This is a genomic window from Agromyces sp. NPDC052230 (assembly GCF_040679595.1).
Taxonomy (GTDB): Bacteria; Actinomycetota; Actinomycetes; order Actinomycetales; family Microbacteriaceae; genus Agromyces.
Map to the genome: position 1 here is coordinate 109,803 of NZ_JBFAVC010000005.1, position 23,742 is coordinate 133,544.

22 protein-coding genes are annotated in these 23,742 nt (G+C 69.9%); 17 read left to right on the forward strand and 5 right to left on the reverse strand.

Going from position 1 to position 23,742, the window contains the following annotated elements:
- Positions 1-36 precede the first annotated feature (36 nt).
- Positions 37-552, reverse strand: coding sequence for a DUF2231 domain-containing protein (locus AB0K73_RS12390; RefSeq protein ID WP_360513481.1), 516 nt, complete (start codon positions 550-552; stop codon positions 37-39).
- A 97-nt stretch (positions 553-649) separates the two neighbouring features.
- Between AB0K73_RS12390 and AB0K73_RS12395 the strand changes: the two genes are divergently transcribed.
- The 4 genes from AB0K73_RS12395 (at position 650) to AB0K73_RS12410 (ending at position 3,261) form a co-directional block, all read left to right on the forward strand.
- Positions 650-1,156 (forward strand): sigma-70 family RNA polymerase sigma factor, encoded by a 507-nt coding sequence (locus AB0K73_RS12395; protein WP_360513479.1) that lies wholly within the window; start codon positions 650-652, stop codon positions 1,154-1,156.
- Entirely contained in the window at positions 1,153-1,887 is a 735-nt protein-coding gene (locus AB0K73_RS12400) for a zf-HC2 domain-containing protein (protein WP_360513477.1), read from the forward strand. Before AB0K73_RS12395 ends, AB0K73_RS12400 begins: the two co-directional genes overlap by 4 nt.
- A gap of 127 nt (positions 1,888-2,014) precedes the next feature.
- Positions 2,015-2,527 carry a hypothetical protein gene (locus AB0K73_RS12405; RefSeq protein WP_360513475.1) on the forward strand — a complete coding sequence of 171 codons (513 nt, stop codon included), beginning with the start codon at positions 2,015-2,017 and terminating at the stop codon, positions 2,525-2,527.
- A gap of 260 nt (positions 2,528-2,787) precedes the next feature.
- The gene (locus AB0K73_RS12410) at positions 2,788-3,261 is read left to right on the forward strand and encodes a hypothetical protein (RefSeq protein ID WP_360513473.1); all 474 of its coding nucleotides are present in this window, start codon (positions 2,788-2,790) and stop codon (positions 3,259-3,261) included.
- On the opposite strand, the gene AB0K73_RS12415 is transcribed toward AB0K73_RS12410, so the two are convergent.
- Positions 3,207-3,971 carry a CPBP family intramembrane glutamic endopeptidase gene (locus AB0K73_RS12415; protein ID WP_360513471.1) on the reverse strand — a complete coding sequence of 255 codons (765 nt, stop codon included), beginning with the start codon at positions 3,969-3,971 and terminating at the stop codon, positions 3,207-3,209. The genes AB0K73_RS12410 and AB0K73_RS12415 overlap by 55 nt on opposite strands.
- Before the next feature lie 205 nt (positions 3,972-4,176).
- On the opposite strand from AB0K73_RS12415, the gene AB0K73_RS12420 reads away from it, so the two are divergent.
- From AB0K73_RS12420 to AB0K73_RS12445, 6 genes are all read left to right on the forward strand, one after another.
- Complete coding sequence (locus AB0K73_RS12420) at positions 4,177-5,799, forward strand: ABC transporter substrate-binding protein (RefSeq protein WP_360513469.1); 1,623 nt, start codon at positions 4,177-4,179, stop codon at positions 5,797-5,799.
- Between the two features lie 184 nt (positions 5,800-5,983).
- Positions 5,984-6,913: an ABC transporter permease gene (locus tag AB0K73_RS12425; RefSeq protein WP_360513467.1), complete on the forward strand. Its 930-nt coding sequence runs from the start codon at positions 5,984-5,986 to the stop codon at positions 6,911-6,913.
- The gene (locus AB0K73_RS12430) at positions 6,903-7,862 is read left to right on the forward strand and encodes an ABC transporter permease (protein ID WP_360513466.1); all 960 of its coding nucleotides are present in this window, start codon (positions 6,903-6,905) and stop codon (positions 7,860-7,862) included. Before AB0K73_RS12425 ends, AB0K73_RS12430 begins: the two co-directional genes overlap by 11 nt.
- Positions 7,859-9,628 (forward strand): ABC transporter ATP-binding protein, encoded by a 1,770-nt coding sequence (locus AB0K73_RS12435; RefSeq protein ID WP_360513464.1) that lies wholly within the window; start codon positions 7,859-7,861, stop codon positions 9,626-9,628. Before AB0K73_RS12430 ends, AB0K73_RS12435 begins: the two co-directional genes overlap by 4 nt.
- Positions 9,629-9,872: 244 nt before the next feature.
- On the forward strand, positions 9,873-11,795 hold the full coding sequence (typA, locus tag AB0K73_RS12440) for a translational GTPase TypA (RefSeq protein ID WP_360513462.1): 1,923 nt from the start codon (positions 9,873-9,875) through the stop codon (positions 11,793-11,795).
- A gap of 374 nt (positions 11,796-12,169) precedes the next feature.
- Entirely contained in the window at positions 12,170-12,847 is a 678-nt protein-coding gene (locus tag AB0K73_RS12445; protein ID WP_360513460.1) for a M23 family metallopeptidase, read from the forward strand.
- 23 nt (positions 12,848-12,870) lie between these two features.
- Here AB0K73_RS12445 and AB0K73_RS12450 read toward each other — a convergent pair whose 3' ends face one another.
- Positions 12,871-13,683 carry an enoyl-CoA hydratase-related protein gene (locus AB0K73_RS12450; protein ID WP_360513458.1) on the reverse strand — a complete coding sequence of 271 codons (813 nt, stop codon included), beginning with the start codon at positions 13,681-13,683 and terminating at the stop codon, positions 12,871-12,873.
- A 140-nt stretch (positions 13,684-13,823) separates the two neighbouring features.
- On the opposite strand from AB0K73_RS12450, the gene AB0K73_RS12455 reads away from it, so the two are divergent.
- The 5 genes from AB0K73_RS12455 to AB0K73_RS12475 all read left to right on the forward strand — a co-directional run bounded on the left by AB0K73_RS12455 (position 13,824) and on the right by AB0K73_RS12475 (position 17,626).
- Positions 13,824-14,276 (forward strand): hypothetical protein, encoded by a 453-nt coding sequence (locus AB0K73_RS12455; RefSeq protein WP_360513456.1) that lies wholly within the window; start codon positions 13,824-13,826, stop codon positions 14,274-14,276.
- Positions 14,273-14,683 (forward strand): histidinol dehydrogenase, encoded by a 411-nt coding sequence (locus AB0K73_RS12460; protein WP_360513454.1) that lies wholly within the window; start codon positions 14,273-14,275, stop codon positions 14,681-14,683. The genes AB0K73_RS12455 and AB0K73_RS12460 overlap by 4 nt, the downstream gene beginning before the upstream one ends.
- Positions 14,684-14,721: 38 nt before the next feature.
- Positions 14,722-15,042 carry a ferredoxin gene (gene fdxA / locus AB0K73_RS12465; RefSeq protein WP_360513452.1) on the forward strand — a complete coding sequence of 107 codons (321 nt, stop codon included), beginning with the start codon at positions 14,722-14,724 and terminating at the stop codon, positions 15,040-15,042.
- Positions 15,043-15,044: 2 nt separating this feature from the next.
- Complete coding sequence (dapC, locus tag AB0K73_RS12470; RefSeq protein ID WP_360513450.1) at positions 15,045-16,160, forward strand: succinyldiaminopimelate transaminase; 1,116 nt, start codon at positions 15,045-15,047, stop codon at positions 16,158-16,160.
- 152 nt (positions 16,161-16,312) lie between these two features.
- Positions 16,313-17,626, forward strand: a complete 1,314-nt coding sequence (locus tag AB0K73_RS12475; RefSeq protein ID WP_360513448.1) for a citrate synthase — start codon at positions 16,313-16,315, stop codon at positions 17,624-17,626.
- A 24-nt stretch (positions 17,627-17,650) separates the two neighbouring features.
- On the opposite strand, the gene AB0K73_RS12480 is transcribed toward AB0K73_RS12475, so the two are convergent.
- Both AB0K73_RS12480 and dapD read right to left on the reverse strand, forming a co-directional pair.
- Complete coding sequence (locus AB0K73_RS12480) at positions 17,651-20,245, reverse strand: penicillin acylase family protein (protein WP_360513446.1); 2,595 nt, start codon at positions 20,243-20,245, stop codon at positions 17,651-17,653.
- A gap of 112 nt (positions 20,246-20,357) precedes the next feature.
- On the reverse strand, positions 20,358-21,317 hold the full coding sequence (gene dapD, locus AB0K73_RS12485; protein ID WP_360513444.1) for a 2,3,4,5-tetrahydropyridine-2,6-dicarboxylate N-succinyltransferase: 960 nt from the start codon (positions 21,315-21,317) through the stop codon (positions 20,358-20,360).
- A gap of 84 nt (positions 21,318-21,401) precedes the next feature.
- Between dapD and dapE the strand changes: the two genes are divergently transcribed.
- Positions 21,402-22,502 (forward strand): succinyl-diaminopimelate desuccinylase, encoded by a 1,101-nt coding sequence (gene dapE, locus AB0K73_RS12490; RefSeq protein ID WP_360513442.1) that lies wholly within the window; start codon positions 21,402-21,404, stop codon positions 22,500-22,502.
- Positions 22,481-23,740 (forward strand): hypothetical protein, encoded by a 1,260-nt coding sequence (locus tag AB0K73_RS12495; protein WP_360513440.1) that lies wholly within the window; start codon positions 22,481-22,483, stop codon positions 23,738-23,740. The genes dapE and AB0K73_RS12495 overlap by 22 nt, the downstream gene beginning before the upstream one ends.
- Positions 23,741-23,742 lie beyond the last annotated feature (2 nt).

The following is a 23,742-nucleotide window of genomic DNA, read 5'->3' on the forward strand; positions in this document are numbered from 1 at the left end:
CGACTCGGACCCCGGGTGGGGCGGCGCTCGGGGCGATCAGCCCAGGAGCCCGCCCCACACGGCCCTGGCCCCTGAATCCCCGATGAGCGCGAGCAGCACGACCGCGCCCACTCCGACGACGACGGATGCCACCCCGAGACCGATCGTCACGGCGCGTGCGCCGGCGAGCGACCGCTCGCGGAGCCGCGCCACGCCGTAGCGGTACCACGCCCACTGCCCGGTGGCAACGACGAAGAGTCCGATCGCCCACGGCAGGAACTGCTCGCCGAGCTGCTGGTGCCGCGCCACGGCCGGCACCGGGCCGATCGCCTCGGCGAGCGTCTGCCCGGCGAGCACCGTGACCGGCACCAGCACGAGCACCACGAGCGCGCCGAGTGGCGTCACGATGCCGAGGCGCCGTCTGGCCGCGGGCCAGAAGGTGCCGAGGAGCAGTGCGAGTACTGTGAGCGGCGTGAGCACGACGACGGCGTGCACGACGAGCGGGTGCAACGGCAGGCCGGCGATCTGGAGGACGTCCTCCGCGGCGAGCACGGCGTGGGATGAGGGATCCATGCCGAGAACACGACGCCGCGGCCGATTCGGTTCACCGATCGCCGAGCTCGGTGAACCGGATGCCACGCCGTCTCGTTGTCAGGACAGGAGGTGACGGATGCCGCCCGATGACGACCGCCGGCTCGTCGCACTGTACGACGCCCATGCCCCGTCGGTGTGGCGCTACGTCGTGCATCTCACGGGCAATCCCTCGGGCGCCGACGACATCGTGCAGGAGACGCTGCTGCGAGCGTGGCGGAGCCCGCGCATCCTCGCCCAGGAGCCCGAATCGACCCGGGCGTGGATGTTCACGGTCGCCCGGAACCTCGTGATCGACGAGGCGCGCAGCGCCAGGCGTCGCCACGAGATCGGCGTCGCGGAGACACCCGATCGGGTCAGCGCCGACGGCACCGACGCGCTCTTCGAGAGCCTGCTGGTCGAAGAGGCGCTCGCCGGGCTCGACTACGAGCACCGGGCGGTTATCGTGCACGCCTACTACGGCGGGCGCAGCATCGCGGAGGTCGCCCGCCGGCTCGGCATCCCCGAGGGTACGGTGAAGTCCCGGCTCCACTACGGCCTGCGAGCGCTGCGGCTCGCCCTGCAGGAGAAAGGGGTGACCCGATGAACGCCGACCGTTCCGCCGACCACGAGCGCTTCGCCGACTGGGACTCGGCCTATGTGCTGGGCGCCCTCTCACCTGCCGAACGTCGCGAGTACGAGGGCCACCTCGAGTCGTGCGAACGGTGCCGGAGAGCGGTCGAGGAGCTCGCGCCGATGCCGGGGCTCCTCGCGCGGCTCACGCCCGAGCGCGCCGAGGCGCTCCTCGAGGACGGCGACGCCGTGGGCACGGGGCCCGCTCCGGCTCCCGCGCCGCGCCCCGAGCTGCTGGCCGCGGTGCGCCACGAGGCGCGTCGTCGGCGCATCCGTCGCTCTCGCGTGCGCTTCGCCGTAGCCGCCCTGGCCGGGGCCGCTGCGATCACGGCCGTCGTCGTGCCGCTCGGGCTCACGAGGACGCCACCCGGTGTCGAGGTCATCGCCTTCGAGACGGTCGCCGACGTGCCGGTGACGGCGACGGCCGAGCTGACTCCGGTCGCCTGGGGGACGCGCATCGACCTCGACTGCACCTACGAGACCGATGGCACGGATGCCGCGGGCGCACCGGTCGACGGATGGCCGTACGCCCTCTACGTCGTCGACCACGACGGCGAGCGCCGCGAGTTGTCGAGCTGGCGGGCGAGTCCCGGCGCGACGGCGCGACTCGAGGCGGGCACTGCGGTGGAGGTCGACGACATCGCGTCGCTCGAGATCCGGTCGGTGACGAGCGGCGACGTGCTCCTGCTCGGCGAACCCGAGTGAGTTCCGGCGAGTCCCGGCCGAGTGAGTTCCGCCCGGGGAGTTCCGTCGGGGCGTGAACCACGAGGCGCCGCCTCTCGTGTTCTCAGCGGACCGCCCTCGCGGTCCCGAGAATGAGAGAGGTTCCACCATGAAGCTCCGAATCGCATCCGGGCTCGCCGTCGCTGCGCTGGCCGTCGCGCTTGCCGGCTGTTCCGCTACCGCCGGCACCGACTCCGAGGCCCCTGCAGGCGAAGGCTACGGCGCTCCGGCCGAGACCGCATCGCCGACCCAGGAGTCGGCCGCGGGGGAGGCGGCGCTCACCACCGCCGACTCCGACCTCGGCGAGATCGTCGTCGACGGCGAGGGCATGACCGTCTACATGTTCGACAGCGACACGCAGGGCGCCGGGGCGAGCACGTGCGAAGGGCAGTGCGCCACGAACTGGCCTGCCGTCACGACCGACTCCGAGGTGCCCGTGGTCGAGGGCGTGACCGGCGAGGTCGGCACGATCAGCGGAGTCGACGGCGCCACCCAGGTCACGCTGAACGGCTGGCCGCTCTACTACTTCGCGGGCGACTCGGCCGCGGGCGACACGACCGGCCAGGGGGTGGGCGGCGTGTGGTGGGTGCTGACTCCTTCGGGGGAGAAGATCGGCGGCTGACGACGCAGCCGAGCGGTCACGCGCTCCTCCGCCTCGCGGATCTCGGCTTCGGTCGAGCGGTCGCGGCGCTCGGTGGCGCGGGCCGCGAGGCCGCTCGCGATGATGGCGTGTGGCAGGTCCATGATCGATCCCCCAGACCCGCGGCCGGTTCGACCGCGGTCGCCGTCCATGCTCGATGCGCCGGCGATGCGCCGGATCCGGGATGTCCCTCCTGCGCCGCCCGGGAGTACACTGAGGTTCTCTCGGCTCTGGGGGTTCGCATGTTCTCGGTCGATCTCATCGCAACGCTCGCGTCCGTCGCGTTCGTGGGCCTGCTCATCGGAACCTCGGTGCTCGCGGCCGGCGGCCTCGGCCCCGAACGACGCGCCGACCTCCTCGAGCGCCGCGACCCCGGTACGGCGGAGGCACTGCGCCGCGCCCAGTCGTTCACGGGCTTCGCGAGCGGAGCCGTATTCGGCGCGGAGGGGTTCTCCGCGGTCTGCACGCCGAGTCGGCGGAGCTGGCATGAGATGGCACGCGTGCGCGCCGCCGATTCCGATCTGCGGGTCGAGCCGCCCGAGGAGGCGCTGCCGCCGATGCCCGCGACCGTCGTCGCGCTGCGGCGCAGCGAGCACGTGGCGCAGGCGCCGCGGCCGCGGCATCCGCTGCGTGCCGTTCAGGCCGCGGACGGCACGAAGGTTCAGGCCGCGGACGGCACGAAGAGCTCGGGCCACCAGCCGACCGCGAGCGGATAGCCCACGAACGACACGACGTCGAGCACGAAGTGCGCGACGACGAGCGGCATCGTGCGCCCCCAGCGGTGGTAGCACCAGCCGAACAGGACGCCCATCGCCGCGTTGCCGATGAACGGGCCGAAGCCCTGGTACAGGTGGTACGTGCCGCGCAGCAGGGCGCTCGAGACGATGGTCGCCCATGGGCCGACGCCGAGCTCGCGGAGCCTCGTGAAGAGGTAGCCGACGGCGATGACCTCCTCGGTGAGCGCGGCCTCGAGGGCACGGAACACGAGGATCGGCACCGTCCACCAGAACCAGTCCGCCGGTGACGTCTGCACGGCGACCGTCACCCCGAGCGCCCGCCCGGCGGCGTAGAGCGCGAGCCCCGGCACGCCGATCACGGCGACGAGGAGCAGGCCGGATGCCGCGTCCCGGCCGAACCGTGAGGCATCGAGTCCGATGCGACGGAACGGGTCCACCCCGGGGTGCCACAGCAGGTAGAGCACGAGCGCGACCGCGAAGAGGCCGAACAGCGGATCGAGCAGCTGGTACGTGAAGTCGAGCCACTCGCGGGGCGATCGCGAGGGATTGAGTGCGACGGACTGGTCGCCGAGCGCACGCTCCTCGGTGAGCTTCGCGATGAGCGAGACCACGGCGTACACGGCGGATGCCCCGAGCGAGAGCCCGAGGACGATGACCATCTCGACCCGCAGGCGCCGTGCAGCCGACATGCGGATATCCTCGCACGCTGCCCGAGGACGCAAGAATCCTGCGCTGAAAACGAGGAATCCGCACGGCCTCCGATTGGTAGATTGCGCGTCGGTAACGGTTTCCCGAAGAGTTTGCGCCCGGGGTGGCCGCTTCATAGTCTCGGGGTACCAGCGCTCCAGCGCGGCCAGAAGCCGAGCTGTCGACGCACATCTCACAGGAGGAACATTGAAGATCAAGAGAACTGGCGTTGCCGCCATTGCTCTTGCGGCTGCGGGGGCGCTCGCGCTCTCCGGCTGCACCAGCGGTGACGCCGGGTCGACCGGCGCTGCCGGCGACTCGGCCGCAATCGTCTCGGTCGACAACATCGAACCCCAGAACCCGCTGTGGCCGACCAACACGAATGAGGTCGGTGGTGGTCTGGTCATCCAGAACCTCTTCGCCGGCTTGGTCTACTACGACGCCGAGGGCGCCGCGCACAACGACGTCGCCGAGTCGATCGAGACCGAGGACGCGCAGACCTACACGATCAAGATCCGCGATGGCCTCACGTTCACCAACGACGAGCCCGTGACCGCTGAATCGTTCGTCAAGGCCTGGAACTACGGCGCTGCACTCGACAACGAGCAGCTCTCGAGCTACTTCTTCGAGAGCATCGAGGGCTTCAGCTACGACGAGAACGTCGACGAGCTGTCGGGCCTCGAGGTCGTCGACGACCTCACGTTCGAGGTGACGCTGAGCCAGCCCGAGTCGGACTTCCCGCTGCGCCTCGGCTACACGGCGTACTTCCCGCTGCCCGAGGCGGCGTGGGAGGACCCCGAGGCCTTCGGTGAGAACCCGATCGGCAACGGCCCGTACATGCTCGACGGCGAGGGTGCCTGGCAGCACGGCGAGCGCATCGACCTCGTGAAGAACGAGGACTACGATGGCCCGCGCGAGGCGCAGAACGCCGGCGTCGACATGATCCTCTACGCCAGCAACGATGCCGCGTACGCCGACCTTCAGGGCGGCAATCTCGACGTCATCCAGACGATCCCCGACAGTGCGCTCCAGACGTTCGAGACCGACTTCGAGGGCCGCGCGGTGAACCAGCCGTCGGCCGCGAACGCCACGATCACGATCCCCGAGCGACTGCCGCACTGGAGTGGCGAGGAGGGCAAGCTCCGCCGGGCCGCCGTGTCCCACGCGATCGACCGCGAGGAGATCACCGACGTGATCTTCAACGGCACCCGCACGCCTGCGAAGGACTTCACGGCGCCGGTCATCGACGGCTACTCCGAGGACATCCCCGGTGCCGAGGTGCTCGAGTTCGACCCCGAGCTGGCGAAGGAACTGTGGGCGCAGGCTGACGCCATCGCCCCGTGGTCTGGTGCGTTCCAGATCCAGTACAACGCCGACGGCCCCAACCAGGGCTGGGTCGACGCGGTCGCCAACCAGCTGAAGAACAACCTCGGCATCGATGCGTCGGGTGCACCCATCCCGACCTTCGCCGAGCACCGGACGATGATCACGAGCCGCACCACGCAGACCGCGTTCCGCACCGGATGGCAGTTCGACTACCCGTCGATGTTCAACGCCCTCGGCCCGCTCTACGGCACGGGTGCCGGTTCGAACGACGGCGACTACTCGAACCCCGAGTTCGACAAGCTGCTCGACGAGGGCGCTTCGGCGACCGAGGTCGAGGAGGGCATCGAGAAGTTCCAGCAGGCTCAGGAGATCCTCTTCGAGGACCTTCCCGTCATCCCGCTCTGGTACACGAACGCCATGGGCGCCTGGGGTGAGCAGGTCGAGAACGTGAAGTTCGGCTGGGACGGCTGGCCGATCCTGCACGAGGTCACCAAGAGCGAGTAAATTCTCGTTCCGAGGCGAGCCGGGGTTAGACTCTGACCCGCCCGTGGGGCGGCGGCCGACAGGCTGCCGCCCCACTCCCACGTAATCCCGCGACGCCCGCCCGATCGGCGTAGCATCGTGTGGACGAACCCACGACGACGAGGTTTAATCGATGTCAACTCTCACGAACTGCGGGGCATGATCCATGACCGGCTATATCGTGCGCCGATTGCTGCAGACCATCCCCGTGCTGCTCGGCACCACCTTCCTGATCTACTTCATGGTCTTCGCGATGCCCGGAGATCCGATCATCGCCCTCTTCGGCGAGAAGTCCCCGCCCCCGCAGGTGCTCGAGGCGCTCCGTGCGCGGTACCACCTCGACCAGCCGTTCATCGTCCAGTACCTGATCTTCCTCGGCAACATCTTCCGTGGTGACCTGGGCGTCTCGTTCTCCGGCCAGCCGGTCACCGAGATCCTCGCGCAGACCTTCCCGGTCACACTCCGTCTCGCGGCGCTCTCGACGTTCTTCCTGATGGTCGGCGGCATCACCGTCGGGCTGATCTCGGGTCTCCGCAAGGGGGGCATCTTCGACGCGAGCGCGCTCGTGGTCGCCCTCATCTTCATCTCGCTGCCGATCTTCGTCGTCGCCTTCGTCGGCCAGTACGTCTTCGGCATCCAGCTCGGCTGGTTCAGAACCACGGTGGGCACGGGTGCCCCCCTCCAGGATCTGGTGCTACCCGCGCTGGTGCTCGCAACGGGCAGTTTCGCCCAGATCGTGCGACTGACGAGGGCGTCGGTCATCGAGACGGAGAGCCTCGACTTCGTTCGCACCGCCGCGAGCAAGGGCCTCTCCCGTCGGCGCATCGTTCCGGTGCACATCCTGCGCAACTCGCTGATTCCGGTCGTCACCTACCTCGCGGTCGACTTCGGCATCCTCATGGTGGGCGCCGTCGTCACCGAGGGCATCTTCAACGTGCCGGGCGTCGGTCGCACGGTGTACCAGGCCATCATCCGCGGTGAGAACCCGACCGTCGTCGCGTTCGTGACCGTGATGGTGCTGATCTACCTCCTGGTCAACCTGCTGATCGACCTGCTGTACGCCGTGCTCGACCCGAGGATCCGCTATGCCAAGTAACGCCAACACCCGACCCGATCAGCAGCACTTCGTCGCTCCCCTCGAGGAGACCCCGCTCGTCGCGATCGATTCCGTCAAGGCGGAGGGGAAGCCCTCGAACCTCTGGCGCGATGCCTGGGCCGACGTCCGCAAGCGGCCGATGTTCTGGATTTCAGCTGCAATGATCCTGCTCGTCGTCATCGTGGCGCTGTTCCCGAGCTGGTTCACGCAGGTGGCGCCCAACAACGACTGCCAGCTGGCGAACAGCAACGGCGGACCGGCCGACGGGCATCCGCTGGGCTTCACCAAGCAGGGATGCGACATCTACTCGCGCATCATCCATGGCACCTCGACCTCGCTCTCCGTCGGCCTCATCGTCACGTTCCTCGTGGCGTTCCTCGGCATCGTCTTCGGGGCGCTCGCCGGGTTCTACGGCGGATTCATCGACTCGCTGCTCTCGCGACTCGGCGACATCTTCTTCTCGATCCCCTACATCCTCGCGGCCGTAGTCGTGATGTCGGTGCTCTCGAAGTACGCCAACGTGTGGGTGATCTCGCTCGCCATCGGCATCTTCGCGTGGCCATCCACGGCTCGCGTACTGAGAGCCGAGGTGCTCCGGGTGAAGAACGCCGATTTCGTGATGGCGGCAACCGCCCTCGGTGTCTCCCGATTCCGGATCCTGCTGCGCCACGTGCTGCCCAACTCGATCGCCCCGGTCATCGTCATCACGACGATCTCGCTGGCCTCGGCGATCGTTGCGGAGGCGACGCTCTCCTTCCTCGGGGTCGGATTGCCCTCGAACACCATGTCGTGGGGCAACGACATCTCGGCGGCGCAGATGGACCTGCGCACCGCACCGCAGACCCTCATCTACCCGTCCATCGCACTGTCGGTGACCGTGCTGAGCTTCATCATGCTCGGCGAAGTCGTCCGTGATGCACTCGACCCGAAGGCGAGGGCCCAGCGATGACCGAGACCGTGCACGGAACCGACGTGTTCCAGGACAACGACGGCCGCGGTGAGCGTCCGATCCTCGAGATCAAGGACCTCCAGGTCGGGTTCAACACCCAGGAGGGCCTTCTGAAGGCCGTCGACGGCGTCAACATCACGCTGTATCGCGGGCAGAGCCTCGCCATCGTGGGGGAGTCCGGATCAGGCAAGTCGACGACCGCCCACGCGATCATCAACCTCCTCCCCGGCACCGGACACATCTCCGGCGGCCAGATCCTGCTCGACGGCGAGGACCTCACCAAGGCGTCGAAGAAGGAGATGGAGGCGATCCGCGGTCGCAAGATCGGCTTCGTCCCCCAGGACCCGATGTCGAACCTCAACCCGGTGTGGTCGATCGGCTTCCAGGTCGAGGAGGCCATCAAGGCCAACGGCATCGCGACCGGTCGCAGGGAGGTCAAGAAGCGCGCCATCGAGGTGCTGAAGCAGGCGGGGCTCCAAGACGCGGATCGCCGACTGAAGCAGTTCCCGCACCAGTTCTCGGGCGGCATGCGCCAGCGCGTGCTGATCGGCATGGGCCTCGCGGCCGACCCCCAGTTGCTCATCGCCGACGAGCCCACCTCGGCGCTCGACGTCACGGTGCAGCGCGTGATCCTCGACCACCTCGAGTCACTCACCCGTGAGCTCGGCACGACCCTGCTGTTCATCACCCACGACCTGGGCCTCGCGGCCGAGCGTGCGGAGCAGCTCGTGGTCATGTACAAGGGCAAGGTCGTCGAGTCGGGCCCGTCGGTCGAGATCCTGCAGAACCCGCAGCACCCGTACACGCAGCGGCTCGTGGCCGCGGCGCCGAGCCTCGCCTCACGCCGCATCCAGGCGACCGGCAGCGTTCAGGCCGCCGAGGCCGCGATCTCGGAGGATGCCTCGGCGGTCGCCGGCGAGGAGATCGACTTGGTCGCCACGGCGGAGGCTCGAGCCGAGATGCTCGAGACTGCGGCATCCGCACCGCCCGCGATCATCGTCGAGCACCTCACCAAGGTGTTCAAGATCCGCGGGTCGGGCGAGTTCACGGCGGTCGACGACGTCTCGTTCGAGATCGCCAAGGGCACCACGACGGCGCTCGTGGGCGAGTCGGGTTCGGGCAAGTCGACCGTGGCCAAGATGCTCCTCAAGCTGGAGGAGGCCACGAGCGGCAAGATCGTGGTCGGCGGCAAGGACCTCGCGTCCACCACGGGCCAGGAGCTGTTCAAGCTGCGCAGCCGCATGCAGCCGGTCTTCCAGGACCCGTACGGCTCGCTGAACCCGCTGCGCAACATCGGCAACACCATCGCTGAGCCGTTGTTCACGCACAAGGTGGGCACGAAGGCCTCGCGTCGCGAGCGCGTGTACGAGCTGCTCGACCAGGTGTCGTTGCCGAAGTCGCTCGTCGGCCGCTACCCGAACGAGCTCTCCGGCGGACAGCGCCAGCGCATCGCCATCGCGCGTGCGCTGGCCCTGAAGCCCGAGATCGTGGTGCTCGACGAGGCGGTCTCCGCGCTCGACGTGCTCGTGCAGGCGCAGATCCTGCGCCTGCTCGCCGACCTGCAGGCCGAGCTGCAGCTCACCTACCTCTTCATCACCCACGACCTCGCGGTCGTGCGCGTCATCGCCGACAACGTCTGCGTGATGCAGAAGGGGCGCATCGTCGAGGCGGCGGCCACCAACGAGGTGTTCGACGACCCCAAGGAGCAGTACACCCGCGACCTCCTCGCGGCCATCCCCGGGGCGAGCATCGAGCTCGGCGCCTAGCCGACCGCATGCCGCGAACGCCCGGTCTCCGCTCGTCGGGGACCGGGCGTTCGTCGTTCCCGCCGGCGCGCGCCGGAGGCACACGGCGTTCGTTCGGGCGGGCACGGTAGTGTAGAGGCGCGCGAACCGTCGATTCACGGTCGTCGCGCTCCCACAGACTCTCATCAAGCGCTTCCGCGCCGTCGATCCGAGCCCGCACGCTCGCGATCGACCGACGGATGCCCCACCGCGAGGAATCCACCACATGGCTAACGCCACCCGCAACGACCTGCGCAACGTCGCGATCGTCGCCCACGTCGACCACGGCAAGACGACGCTCGTCGACGCGATGCTCAAGCAGACCCACTCCTTCGCCGAGCACGCCCACGTCGACGAGCGCGCGATGGACTCGAACGAGCTGGAGCGCGAGAAGGGCATCACGATCCTCGCCAAGAACACGGCGATCGAGTATGCGGGCGTGCACGCGACATCCGGCCCCGTCATCATCAACGTCATCGACACCCCGGGCCACGCCGACTTCGGCGGCGAGGTCGAGCGCGGCCTCTCGATGGTCGACGGCGTGGTGCTCCTCGTGGACGCAAGCGAGGGCCCCCTGCCGCAGACCCGGTTCGTGCTGCGCAAGGCGCTCGAGGCGCGGCTGCCCGTGATCCTTCTCGTGAACAAGACCGACCGTCCCGACGCCCGCATCGACGAGGTCGTCACCGAGAGTCAGGACCTCCTGCTCGGGCTCGCGTCCGACCTCGCCGACGACGCGGTGTCGGCCGGCACCGACGGCGAGCTCGATCTCGATGCCGTCCTCGACGTTCCCGTGGTGTACGCGTCCGGCAAGGCCGGCCGAGCCTCGACGACGAAGCCCGAGAACGGGAGCCTGCCCGACAGCGACGACCTCGAGCCGCTGTTCGAGGCGATCCTGAAGCACATCCCCGCACCGACGTACGACGACGAGGCCCCGCTGCAGGCGTGGGTCACCAACCTCGACGCGTCGCCGTTCCTCGGCCGACTGGCGCTGCTTCGCGTCTTCAACGGCACGATCCGCAAGGGCCAGACGGTCGCGTGGGTGCGCCACGACGGCTCGCACTCGAACGTGCGCATCACCGAGCTGCTGAAGACGAAGGCCCTCGACCGCTTCCCCGCCGAGGAGGCGGGCCCGGGCGACATCATCGCCGTCGCCGGCATCGAGGAGATCACGATCGGCGAGACGCTCGCCGATCCCGAGGACGTGCGCCCCCTTCCCGCGATCCACGTCGACGACCCCGCCATCTCGATGACGGTCGGCACGAACACGTCGCCCCTCGTCGGCAAGGTCAAGGGCCACAAGCTGACGGCGCGCATGGTGAAGGACCGCCTCGACCGCGAGCTCGTCGGCAACGTGTCGCTGAAGGTGCTCGACATCGGCCGTCCCGACGCGTGGGAGGTGCAGGGCCGCGGCGAGCTCGCCCTGGCGATCCTCGTCGAGCAGATGCGCCGCGAGGGCTTCGAGCTCACGGTCGGCAAGCCCCAGGTGGTCACGAAGACGGTCGACGGCAAGGTGCACGAGCCGTACGAGCACCTCACCATCGACGCACCCGAGGAGTACCTCGGCGCCATCACGCAGCTGCTCGCCGCCCGCAAGGGCCGTATGGACAACATGGCGAACCACGGCACCGGCTGGGTGCGCATGGAGTTCATCGTGCCGAGCCGCGGGCTCATCGGCTTCCGCACCGAGTTCCTCACCATCACCCGTGGCACGGGCATCGCGAACGCGATCTCGCACGGCTACGGCGAGTGGGCCGGCAACATCACGACGCGCAGCAACGGCTCGATCGTCGCCGACCGCGCGGGCGTGGTGACCCCGTTCGCGATCATCGCCCTGCAGGAGCGCATGACCTTCTTCGTGAATCCCACCGAAGAGGTCTACGAGGGCATGGTCATCGGTGAGAACTCGCGCAATGACGACATGGACGTGAACATCACGAAGGAGAAGAAGCTCACGAACATGCGTCAGTCCACTTCGGACACCTTCGAGTCGATGACGCCCTCGCGCCAGCTCACGCTCGAGGAGTGCCTGGAATTCGCGCGCGAGGACGAGTGCGTGGAGGTCACTCCCGAGAAGGTGCGCATTCGCAAGGTCGAGCTCGACCAGACGGCGCGGGCGCGTGCGGTGTCGCGCCTCAAGAAGCAGGCCTGAGCTCGGCTGAGCTCAGCCGAGAGCGGATGTCGCGGGCTCACGCGGCATCCGCTCTCGTCGTTTCGGCCGTGGTCTTCGGCACCGGATGCCAGATCACGGAACGGTAACGGGAAATTCTCAGACTCGATGCGTACGGTGGCCGCTTACCGTCCGAAGCCCCCGAACCCGAACTTCGCAACTGAATGAATCCCCCAAAAACCCACGGCCGCCGTGCGGCCGCCCCCGCTCCTGTCCGAATCCGACCCCGTCCCTCACGTGAACCCGGCGCTCCCCGCGCCGTTCACACCGCGGCGAGCGCTCCCAAGTCGCAGCCGACCCGCGGTCGCCGACGCACTGCGTCGCGCGGTCTTCGTCCCGCCCTCTCGACGATCGCGATGACCTTCGTCGGCGGCATGATGATCGCGACGAGCGTTCCCGCGCTCGCCGTCACGGCCACCGACCCCGAGCACCGCGCCTCCGTCTACGCACCCGTCGTGGAGGACACGATCTCACTGCGCTCGCAGACGATCGAGGTCGCGAGCGAGGCCGAGCTGTCGCCGATCGCGAGCGAGAGCTACGCGATCGAGGCGGCACCGCCGCCCATCGTCTCCCAGGTGGCCGGCATCGGCACCGTCGCCGTGATCGAGTCCGACCTCATCGTGTGGCCGGTCATCAACGCCGAGAAGCGTGCCTCGGGCTTCGGTCCGCGTGCGGCGCCCTGTTCCGGCTGTTCCACGTACCACGACGGGGTCGACTTCAATCCCGGCAACGGAACCCCGGTCATGTCCATCGCCGATGGCGTGGTCGTGCTCGCCACCGAGAACGGCGGCGGCCTCGGCGTGAACGTCGAGGTGCAGCACAACATCGGCGGCGAGCTCATCACCTCGTCGTACGCGCACATGCAGTACGGCTCGCTCGCGGTGTCCGAGGGCCAGCGCGTGAGCGCGGGTCAGCAGCTCGGCCTCGTCGGCTCGACCGGGCAGTCCACCGGCCCGCACCTGCACCTCGAGATGTTCGGTGCCGACGGCGTGCGGTTCGACGGCTTCGCCTGGCTCAGCGCGCGCATCGGCTGAGCCGAGGCAGCCCGAGGTTCGAGTCAGCCGCCGAAACGCGGTTCCCGCTTCTCCAGGAAGGCGCTGACGCCCTCCCGCATGTCATCGGTGCGGAAGGCGCTCTCGAAGCCCTGCACCTCGAGGGCTGAGGCGACGTCGGTCGGCGTGCCTGCCGCGGAGACGAGCACCCGCTTGGCGATCGCCACCGCGGTCGGCGAGTTCGCGGAGATCTCGGCAACGGTGGCGCGGGCGCCGGCGAGGAGCGCGTCGCGGTCGGCGAACCGGCGCGCGACGAGGCCGAGGGCGACCGCCTCGTCGGTGCCGATGCGCCGCCCGGTGTAGATGAGCTCCTTGGCCCGGGCGAGGCCGACCGCGCGGGGGAGTCGCACGGTGCCGCCGAACCCGGGGATGAGTCCGAGCCGCACCTCGGGCTGGCCGAAGGCCGAGGCATCCGTCGCATAGATGAGGTCGCAGGCGAGCGCCACCTCGAGCCCTCCGCCGAGGGCGAACCCGTCGACGCACGCGATCACGGGAGCGGGCAGCGCCTCGATCGCCGCGGCGACGCGGTGGCCGAGGCGGGCGAGGTCGGCAGCGGGCTCGGGCTGGAGCGAGGCAAGGCCGCGGATGTCGGCCCCGGCCACGAACGCGCGGCCGCCGGCACCCACGAGCAGTGCGCCTCGGAGGTCGCGCTCGTCGGCGAGCCGGGTGAAGACGGACTCGAGCTCGGAGAGCACCTGAGCCGAGAGGGCATTGAGCGAGGACGGTCGATCGATCGTGACGACCGCGACCCCGCCTTCCAGCTCGACCCGCACCGCCGGGCCCTCGGTGGTCGCTCCTCCTGCTGCGGCATCCGACATCGTCATCGATCCTCCCCGAGCGGCCCCTGCCGCACCGCTCACCACGCTACGGCATCGTCCCGACGGCCCCGGCCGATAGAATCCGACACGAGCGGATGCCGCGTGCGCCGCGACCCCCTTCGCACCCTCGAGGAGCCCGCATGCCCACCCTGCCCATCACGACCCGAGCCGCGATGGCCGTCGCGATCGCCGGCGTCACCGCGTCGCTCCTCACCGGATGCTTCGCGAACCCGATCGAAGAGCTCGTGAACCGCAGCGTCGAGGGCGCGGTCGAGGAGGCCACCGGCGGAGACGTGAGCCTCTCGGGCGAGCTGCCCGCCGACTTCCCGGCCGAGGTGCCCGTGCTCGAGGGCAAGATCGGCCTGTCAGCGGGCGCCGGTGGCACCGAGGGCTGGATCATCGCGGTCACCACGACGTCGAGCGATGCGCTCGCCGACGCGGCCGGCGAGCTCGAAGCGGCCGGCTTCACCGAGGACACGTCGGTCTCGGGCGGCCAGCTCGGCGCGAAGGTCTACACCGGCTCCGCATACCTGGTGCTGCTCGCCGGCGAGGGCAGCACGGTCACCTACACGGTGACGCCGAAGGCGCAGTGACCCCCGCGGCCGACACGTCGACCTGGACCTCACGCGCGGGCATCCTCGCGCTGGGGATCCTGGTCGGCATCATCTACGGCTCCGTGGCGACGATCGGCCACCGCAACGAGCTGTCGATCGGCGCCGTGGTGGTGCCGTGGGGGCTCGTCGCAGCGATCGTCGGCGTGCTCGCGCTCCTCGTCGGCGTCCGGCTCGTCGCCGGCGGCCGGCTGGCGGCCGTCGGTGCGGCGGTGGGCATCGTCGGCACGGTGGCGCTGCTGACGCTGCCCGGCCCCGGGGGGTCGGTACTCGTCACCGGTGACGTCCGCGGCACCGTGTGGGCCGTCGCGCCCGCGCTCGTTGCCGTGCTCGTCGTGGCGTGGCCCGAGCTTCCCGCTCGGCGACGCGCGGCGACCGGGGCCGCATAGACTGGAAGCCCAGCCCTCCGAGAGGACACCGAGCCAAAGTGACCTACGTCATCGCCCTGCCGTGCGTCGATGTCAAAGACCGCGCCTGCGTCGACGAGTGCCCCGTCGACTGCATCTACGAGGGTGAACGCTCGCTGTACATCCACCCCGACGAGTGCGTCGACTGCGGCGCCTGCGAGCCCGTGTGCCCGGTCGAGGCGATCTACTACGAAGACGACCTCCCCGAGCAGTGGGCCGACTACTACAAGGCCAATGTGGAGTTCTTCGACGACATCGGGTCGCCGGGCGGCGCCGCGAAGATCGGCGTGATCCCGAAGGACCATCCGCTGGTCGCCGCCCTGCCGCCGCAGGTCCACTGAGCATGGCGCGCGGCGAGCTGCCCGACTATCCGTGGGACCTCATGGGTCCGTACCGCGAACGGGCGGCGGCGCACCACGACGGCCTCGTGGACCTGTCGATCGGCTCGCCCGTCGACCCCACGCCGGTGATCGTGCGAGACGCACTCGCGGCCGCCACCGATGCGCACGCCTACCCCACGACCGTTGGCACGCCCGAGCTGCGCACCTCGATCGTGGAGTGGTTCGAGCGGCGGCGAGGCGTGACGGGTCTCACCGAGGCGAACGTGCTGCCGACCATCGGATCGAAGGAGCTCGTCGCGCTCCTGCCGTTCCTGCTCGGCCTCGGCGAGGGCGATGTGGTGGTGCATCCGCGCGCCGCGTATCCCAGTTACGAGATGGGTGCCGTGCTCACCGGCGCAACCGCCATGGCGTCCGACGACCCGTCGGAGTGGCCCGCGCAGACCCGGCTGGTGTGGCTGAACAGCCCGGGCAACCCCGACGGCCGGGTGCTCACCATCGAGGAGCTCCGTGCGGCCCGCGCCCGGGCCCGCGAAGTCGGCGCGGTCATCGTGGGCGACGAGTGCTACGCCGAGCTCGGCTGGGAGGGCCGCTGGGCCGATGAACCGGTGCCCAGCCTGCTCGACCCCGCAGTGACCGACGGCGATCGACGCGACACGCTCGTCATCTACTCCCTTTCGAAACAGTCGAACATGGCCGGCTACCGGGCCGCGTTCGTCGCCGGATGCCGCACCGTGATCGCCCGGCTCACGAACGTGCGCAAGCACGCGGGCCTCATGCTGCCCCAGCCGTTGCAGCACGCGATGGCCGTCGCCCTGCGCGACGAGGTGCACGTCGTGGAGCAGAAGGAGCGCTATCGTGCCCGCCGCGCCACGCTCAAGTCGGCGCTCGAGGCGGCCGGCTTCCGCATCGACCGCAGCGAGGCGGGCCTCTACCTCTGGGCGACCGAGGGTCGCGACGCGTGGGACAGCCTGGGCCGGCTCGCCGACCTCGGCATCCTCGGTGGTCCCGGGCACTTCTACGGCGTGCACTACCCCGAGCACGTGCGGCTTTCCCTCACCGCCACCGACGAACGCATCTCGGCCGCGGCGGAGCGGTTGCGGGCCTCCGCGGCCGTCTGACGGCGCGACTGTGCGGTCGGTCCAACGAATGCCGGTCCCTCTTGGCGGATGTCACAGTGTGCCCCGAGCACGTCTAGGCTGTATTCGGGCCGCGGCCATCGGCCCCTGACCGAAGGCAGGTGACCGCGCAAGTGACGATCACAGGAGGCGCCGTGAGCGACGTCGTGAACCAGCAGGCACCCGGGCACGAGCCCCGGACCGCCACCCTCAGCTTCGCCGACGGCACGGCCGAGTTCCCGGTCCGGGAGGCGGTCGACGGCCACTCGAGCATCGACCTGTCGACCCTCACCCGCCAGACCGGTCTCACCGCGCTCGACTACGGCTTCGTCAACACCGCGTCCACCCAGTCGAAGATCACCTACATCGACGGCGAGCAGGGCATCCTCCGTTACCGCGGCTATCCGATCGAGCAGCTCGCGGAGCACTCGACCTACCTCGAGGTGGCCTGGCTGCTCCTCTACGGCAGCCTCCCCACCGCCAACCAGCTCGGCGAGTTCGACGAGCGGATCCGCCGCCACACGCTCCTGCACGAGGACCTCAAGCGATTCTTCTCAGCGCTGCCGCACACGGCGCACCCGATGTCGGTGCTCTCGAGCGCGGTGTCGGCGCTCTCCACGTACTACGAGGACTCGTCGGACCCCCACGACCTCAACGACGTGGAACTCACGATGATCCGGCTCCTCGCGAAGCTCCCGGTCATCGCGGCGTACGCGCACAAGAAGAGCACCGGGCAGGCCTTCCTCTACCCCGACAACTCGCTGAGCTTCGTCGACAACTTCCTGCGCCTCAACTTCGGCAACATGGCCGAGCCGTACATCATCGACCCCGTGCTGTCCAAGGCGCTCGACCGCCTCCTCATCCTGCACGAGGACCACGAGCAGAATGCCTCGACGTCGACCGTGCGACTCGTGGGTTCGACGGGCGCGAACCTGTACGCGTCGATCTCCGCGGGCATCCAGGCGCTCTCGGGCCCGCTGCACGGCGGTGCCAATGAGGCCGTGCTGCAGATGCTGGCGCAGATCCGCGACTCGGGCGAGGGCGTCGCGAAGTTCGTCGAGCGCGTCAAGCGCAAGGAGGACGGCGTGAAGCTCATGGGCTTCGGCCACCGCGTCTACAAGAACTACGACCCGCGCGCGCGGCTCGTGAAGGAGTCGGCCGACGAGGTGCTCGCCGGCCTCGGCGTGAACGACCCGCTCCTCGACCTCGCCAAGGAACTCGAGCAGATCGCGCTGGAGGACGACTACTTCAAGGAGCGTCGCCTCTACCCCAACGTCGACTTCTACACGGGCGTCATCTACAAGGCGATGGGCTTTCCCACGCGCATGTTCACGGTGCTCTTCGCGATCGGCCGGCTGCCCGGCTGGATGGCGCACTGGCGTGAGATGAACCTCGATCCCCAGACGAAGATCGGTCGCCCGCAGCAGCTCTACGTGGGCGAGCCCGAGCGGCGCTACCCCGGGGCCTGAGCCGCCCTCGGGCGGTGCTCGACGTCAGTCGGTGCCCGCCGGGCGCAGGTGCAGGGTGTCGTGCGCGGCATCCTGCAGCGACCTGAGCGTGAACGGCCACTCGCGCATCTCGCCGCGCTGCCACAGCTTGGCCTGATCGTCGTAGTGCGGGTGGAACGCGTGGCCCGACGCACCCGTGAGGTTCACCCAGCGCGAGGCGTCGAAGTCGCCGACGTCGACGACCATGCGCATCGACGGAACCCAGTTGACCTCGTAGCCCTGCGACACGTCCCAGCCGATGGCGTTCACGATGTCCGAACCGCCGCCGAGCGCGAACGGCCCACGGTTGAAGAGCCATTCGATCGGGGCGATGCCCGATTCGCCGAACGTCGAGTTCGTGAGGGTCAGGGTGTGCAATCTGCCCCAGCGCCACGAGTCGCTGGCGGGGCCCATGCGGTCGGATGCCTCGCGCCACGCCGCCTCGAGCGCGTGCCCGATCATGGCGTCACGGCCGGCGACGCCGAGGTCGTCGTTCGTCCACCACCGGGCGTCGGGCTCGTCGAGGAGGTCCCCGACGACGGTGAACCAGCGATCGCCGCCCTTCGGTCGGGTGTCCTCTGGCAGGGACCCGAACATGCCGTCGAGGAGGTTGCGCCAGAACACCGCGAAGTACGCCGCGTCGGCGCTGTCGGCGTCGGCGCGCGCGTTCCAGCCCTCGAGGAGCGCCGCGCCGCGTGCGGCGTCGCCGTCGAGCTCGAGCTCCGCGATCACGGGAAGGAGGGTCGCGGCGTTCGCGTCGGCGGTGTCGAGCTGCATCTCGGCGAGCTCGTCGACCGTGAGCTTCTCGCCCGCGGCGATGCGCTCGTCGAGCAGCCCCTCGATGCCCGCGGCGCGATACCCGTGGTCCCAGTCGCGCGTGAACATCGGGCCGTTCGCGCTCACGGCGTTGTTCGCGGTGACGAGGTAGCCGCGTTCGGGGTTCTGCACCGAGGGCAGCTGGTCGAAGGGCACGGTGCCCGACCAGCCGTTCGCGCTCGTCCAGCCGGGCAGCGGCACGGTGCCGTCGCCGGACTTCCTGATGGGGATGCGTCCGGGTGCCTGATAGCCGATGTTGCCGTCCACGTCGGCGTAGAGGAGGTTCTGGGCAGGGACATCGAAGAGCGCGGCGGCCTGACGGAATCCGTCCCAGTCGCGTGCGCGGTTGATGTTGAAGACGGCCTGCGCCGTGCTGCCGGGCGTGAGCGCCGTCCACTGCAGCGACACGGCGTTGCCGACGTCGCCCTCAGCGGATGCCGCGGCGGGGCTCTCGGCGATCGTGGCGTAGTCGCCGCCCGCGTCGCTGACGAGGGGTCCGCGGGCGGTGGAGCGCACGGTCACGGTGACTGCATCGCCGCCGGCGACCTCGATGACCTCCTCGCGGACGGTGAGCGGCAGCATCACGCCATCGAGCTCGTAGGTGTCGCCCTCGACGCGCTCGAGGTAGAGGTCGGCCACGTCGGGGCCGAGGTTGGTGAACCCCCAGGCGATGCGCTCGTTGTGTCCGATGATGACGCCGGGCAGCCCCGAGAACGTGTAGCCGGCCACATCGAACGCGCAGTCGTCGCGGAGCTCGGCGCAGTGCAGGCCCATCTGCGTCCAGATCGACGGCATCGCGGGGCCGAGGTGGGGGTCGTTCGCGAGCAGCGGCATGCCCGACTCGGTGTGCGCGCCCGAGACGACCCACGAGTTGGAGCCGAGGTCGCCGCCCTCGGGGCCGAGCAGTTCGGGGATGGCGTCGACCGCAGCGCGAAGCGACGCCAGGGGAGCAGCGTACGTCGTGAGATCGGTGGTCGGGGCATCCGGAGCATCCGGAGCATCCATCTTCGCACTCGCGTCGACCTCGCGAAGCGGGGTGACCCCCAGCGTCGCGGGGGCCGCGGCGAGGCCATCGACGATGGTGGGCTTCTCGCCCCACGGGAAGTCGGGATGGAGCCGGGCGACCTCGTCCGGCGGCAGTGCGGTCGCGAGGAGCGCGCGGTCGATCTCGTTACCGAGGTTCGACCGGAGGTCCCAGGCCATGGCCTTCAGCCACGCGATCGAGTCGACGGGCGACCAGGGCTCGGGGGAATAGCCCGGGTTCTGGAGTCCGAGCACGGCGTATTCGAGCGAGAGCGCGGAGCCGTCGCGTTCGTCGAGGTAGGCGTTCACACCGGCGGCGTACGCCTCGTAGAGGGCGCGCGAGGTCTCGTCGAGGAGCTGGTACTCCTGCTCGGCGATGCCGCGCCAGTCGAGGGTGCGGATGAACGTGTCGGTCGCGATCTGGGACTCGCCGAAGAGCTCGGCGAGGCGCCCCGCGGTCACGTGCCGGCGGAAGTCCATCTCCCAGAACCGGTCCTGGGCGTGCACGAAGCCCTGGGCGAAGAACAGGTCATGGTCGGTCTCGGCGACGAGCTGCGGGATCCCGGCGTCGTCGCGATACACCGTGACGGCGGCCCTCAGACCCGGCGCCTCGATGCGGCCGGCGGTCGTTGGGAACGAGCGCTGCACCGTCCACCAGCCGAATCCTGCTGCGGCGACCACGAGCACGAGCACCGTGACCAGCATCACGGTGAGGAACCGGAGGCCCCCGTGCCGACGGGTTCTCGGTGCGTCGGTACCCACGTCACTCCTTCGTGCGGCGCATGGCGACGGCCGCCCCGCGGCGGCCTGAGCACACCACTGTACCGCTCCGGAGTTCGAGGAGCGCGGGCGCCGGCGACGCGTCTCGAGACCGTCAGGCGTGCAGCGCGGCGTTCAGCACGATGCCCTCGCCCGTGCGGGAGAGCACCTCCACCCGACCGTTGAGCGAGTTGCGGCGGAAGAGCAGGTTCGGTTGTCCCGACAGCTCGAGGGCCTTCACGGTGCGGCCCTCCCCGCCGGCGCCGCCGAGCACGACGACCTTGGTGCCCGCGGTGACGTAGAGGCCCGCCTCGACCACCGAGTCGTCGCCGATCGAGATGCCGATGCCCGAGTTGGCGCCGAGCAGGGCCCGCTCGCCGATCGACACGCGTTCGGTGCCGCCGCCCGAGAGCGTGCCCATGATCGAGGCGCCGCCGCCGATGTCGCTGCCGTCGCCCACGACGACGCCCTGCGAGATGCGACCCTCGACCATCGAGGCGCCGAGCGTGCCGGCGTTGAAGTTCACGAATCCCTCGTGCATGACCGTCGTGCCGGGTGCGAGGTGCGCGCCGAGACGCACCCGCGAGGCATCCGCGATCCGAACGCGGTCGGGCGTGACGTAGTCGAGCAGGCGCGGGAACTTGTCGAGGCCCGTGGCGTGGATCCCCGCGCGCTGCAGTCGCGGCCGCAACCGGTCGAAGTCGGCCGGATGCACCGGGCCCGCGCTCGTCCAGACCACGGCCGGCAGGTGCGCGAACACGCCGTCGAGGTTGAGCCCGTTGGGACGCACGACGAGGTGCGAGAGCAGGTGCAGGCGCAGGTACGCGTCGGCCGTGCCTGCGGGTGCCGCGTCGAGGTCGATCGTGGTGGTGACGGGCCGCACGGTGACGGCGCGCCGCACGTCGGGGCCGGCGAACTCGTCGAGGTCCGCCGACGACGGGCCGCCGTCGTCAGGCGTACCGAGCGCCGGCGCGGGGTACCAGGTGTCGAGCACGGTGCCGTCGGCGGCGACCGTCTCGAGACCGTGACCCCAGGCGAGGCGGGCAGGGGGGGAGGCGGTGTCGTCAGCGGGCATGCATCCAGCGTATCCGCGCACGCCGTGCCTCGTTTCCGGATGACGACACGGAGACGGACCCCGGGGCATCCGTAGACTCGTGGCATGCCGACTCCCGCCTCGCCCAGGGCCGCGCTCGACCTCACCGCCGACTCGGTCGCCATCACGCAGGCCATCTGCGACGTGCCGAGCGTCTCGGGCGACGAGCAGACGCTCGCCGACCTCATCGTCGCCGCGCTCGCCGGTGCATCCCACCTCCAGCTCATCCGTGACGGCGACACCATCGTCGCCCGCACGAACCTCGGACGCGATCGCCGGGTGGTCATCGCCGGCCACCTCGACACGGTGCCGATCAACGGCAACGTGCCCACCCGGTACGAGACCATCGACGGCCAGCGCTACCTGTGGGGCCGCGGCACGGTCGACATGAAGGCCGGCGTCGCCGTGCAGCTGAAGCTCGCGCTCGAGCTCACCGAGCCCATCGTCGACCTGACCTGGATGTGGTACGACCATGAGGAGGTCTCGGCGGAGCTCAACGGACTGGGCCGGCTCGCCCGACACCGACCCGACCTGTTCACCGGCGACTTCGCGATCCTCGGCGAGCCGTCGAACGGACAGGTCGAGGGTGGATGCAACGGCAACCTGCGCGTCGAGCTGCGGGCGTACGGGCTCCGCGCGCACTCCGCGCGCAGCTGGGTCGGCGAGAACGCGATCCACAAGCTCGCGCCGGCCATCGAGCGGCTCGCGGCGTACGAGCCCGCGACGGTCGAGGTCGACGGACTCGAGTACCGCGAGGGGCTCAACGCGGTCGGCATCACGGGCGGCATCGCCGGCAACGTCATTCCCGACGAGGCGATGCTGCACGTCAACTACCGCTTCGCGCCCAACCGCACCGTGGCCGAGGCGATCGACCACGTCGCCGCGCTGTTCCCCGAGTATGAGCTCACGGTGGTCGACGAGGCCGAGGGGGCTCGGCCGGGTCTCGACGCGCCGCTCGCGCAGCAGTTCGTGCGTGCCGTCGGCGCGCAGGCGAAGCCGAAGTACGGGTGGACGGATGTCGCGCGGTTCAGCGCCCTCGGCATCCCGGCCGTGAACTTCGGCCCGGGCGATCCGCTCAAGGCGCACGCCGACGACGAGCGCGTGGCCTGCGACCAGATCCTGTCGTGCGAACGGGCGCTTCGGGCGTGGCTGACCGGCGCGGCCTGAGCGACGCGGTGACGAGCGCGTCACTCGAGCGGGAGAACGACCCCCTCCGGGCGACGCGATGGTCGCCGCGCGTGCGGTGGCGACTGGCACCGTGGTGGGCGAAGGTGATGCTCGTCTACGTCGCCGCGCGGGCGGTGACGACCGCGTTCGTCCTCGGGCTTGCAAGCGTGCAGGCGGCCAATCCGTGGACGGGGGCGAGTCCCGACCTGTTCGAGTACTCGAACCTGTGGGACGCGCGCTGGTACCAGGTGATCCTCGCCGCCGGATATCCCGCCGAGCTGCCCCTCACCGACGACGGGCACGTGGCCGAGAACGCCTGGGCGTTCCTTCCCGTCTACCCGGCGCTCGTCGGGGCGTTCATGCTCCTCGGGTTGTCGTGGAACGTGGCCTCGGTGCTCGTCGCCACGCTGGCCGGGCTCGGCGCCGCCCTCGTCTTCCACCGGCTCATGTCGCGCTTCCTCGAGCCCGATCGCGCGCTGTTCGCCGTCGTGCTCTTCTGCGTCGCCCCGGTCGCGCCGATCATGCAGTTCGGCTACGCCGAGTCGCTCGGATTCCTCTGGCTCGCCCTCGCCCTGCTGCTGCTCGTCGATCGTCGGTACGCGTGGCTATTCCCGGTGATCGGGGTGTGGTCGTTCACGCGCCCGGGCGCGCTCGCCTTCGCCCTCGCGCTCGGACTGCACTGGCTGTGGCGCTGGTTCCGTCGGAACCGGGAGGCGTTCCCCCTGCGAGAGCGCGTGCTCGTGGCATCCGTCGCCGTGTTCGCCGGTCTCGCCGGTCTCGCCTGGCCTGCGATCGTGTGGGCCGTGACCGGCGAGCTGCACGGCTACACCGAGACCGAGCTGGCCTGGCGCTCGGCGTACATCGGCTACGAGGAGCTCGTGCCGTTCACGGCCTGGTTCCAGTCGGGCGGATGGTGGCTCGGGCAACCGCTCGGAACCATCTCGGTCATCGCGGTCGTCGTCGCATTCGGCCTCGTGATCGCGTCGCCGGCGGTGCGGCGGCTGGGCGTCGACATCCGGCTCTGGAGCGTGAGCTACGCGCTGTACCTGCTGGCGGTGTTCTTCCCGCAGTCGAGCACGTTCCGCATCCTCGCTCCGCTGTTCCCGCTGCTGGGCGCGATCGCACTCCCGCGCGCCCGGTGGTACCGATGGGCCGTGGTCGCGCTCTCCCTCGCGCTCCAACTGGGGTGGCTGCTGCTCTGCTGGGGCATCGACGGCCGGGATTGGACTCCGCCCTGATG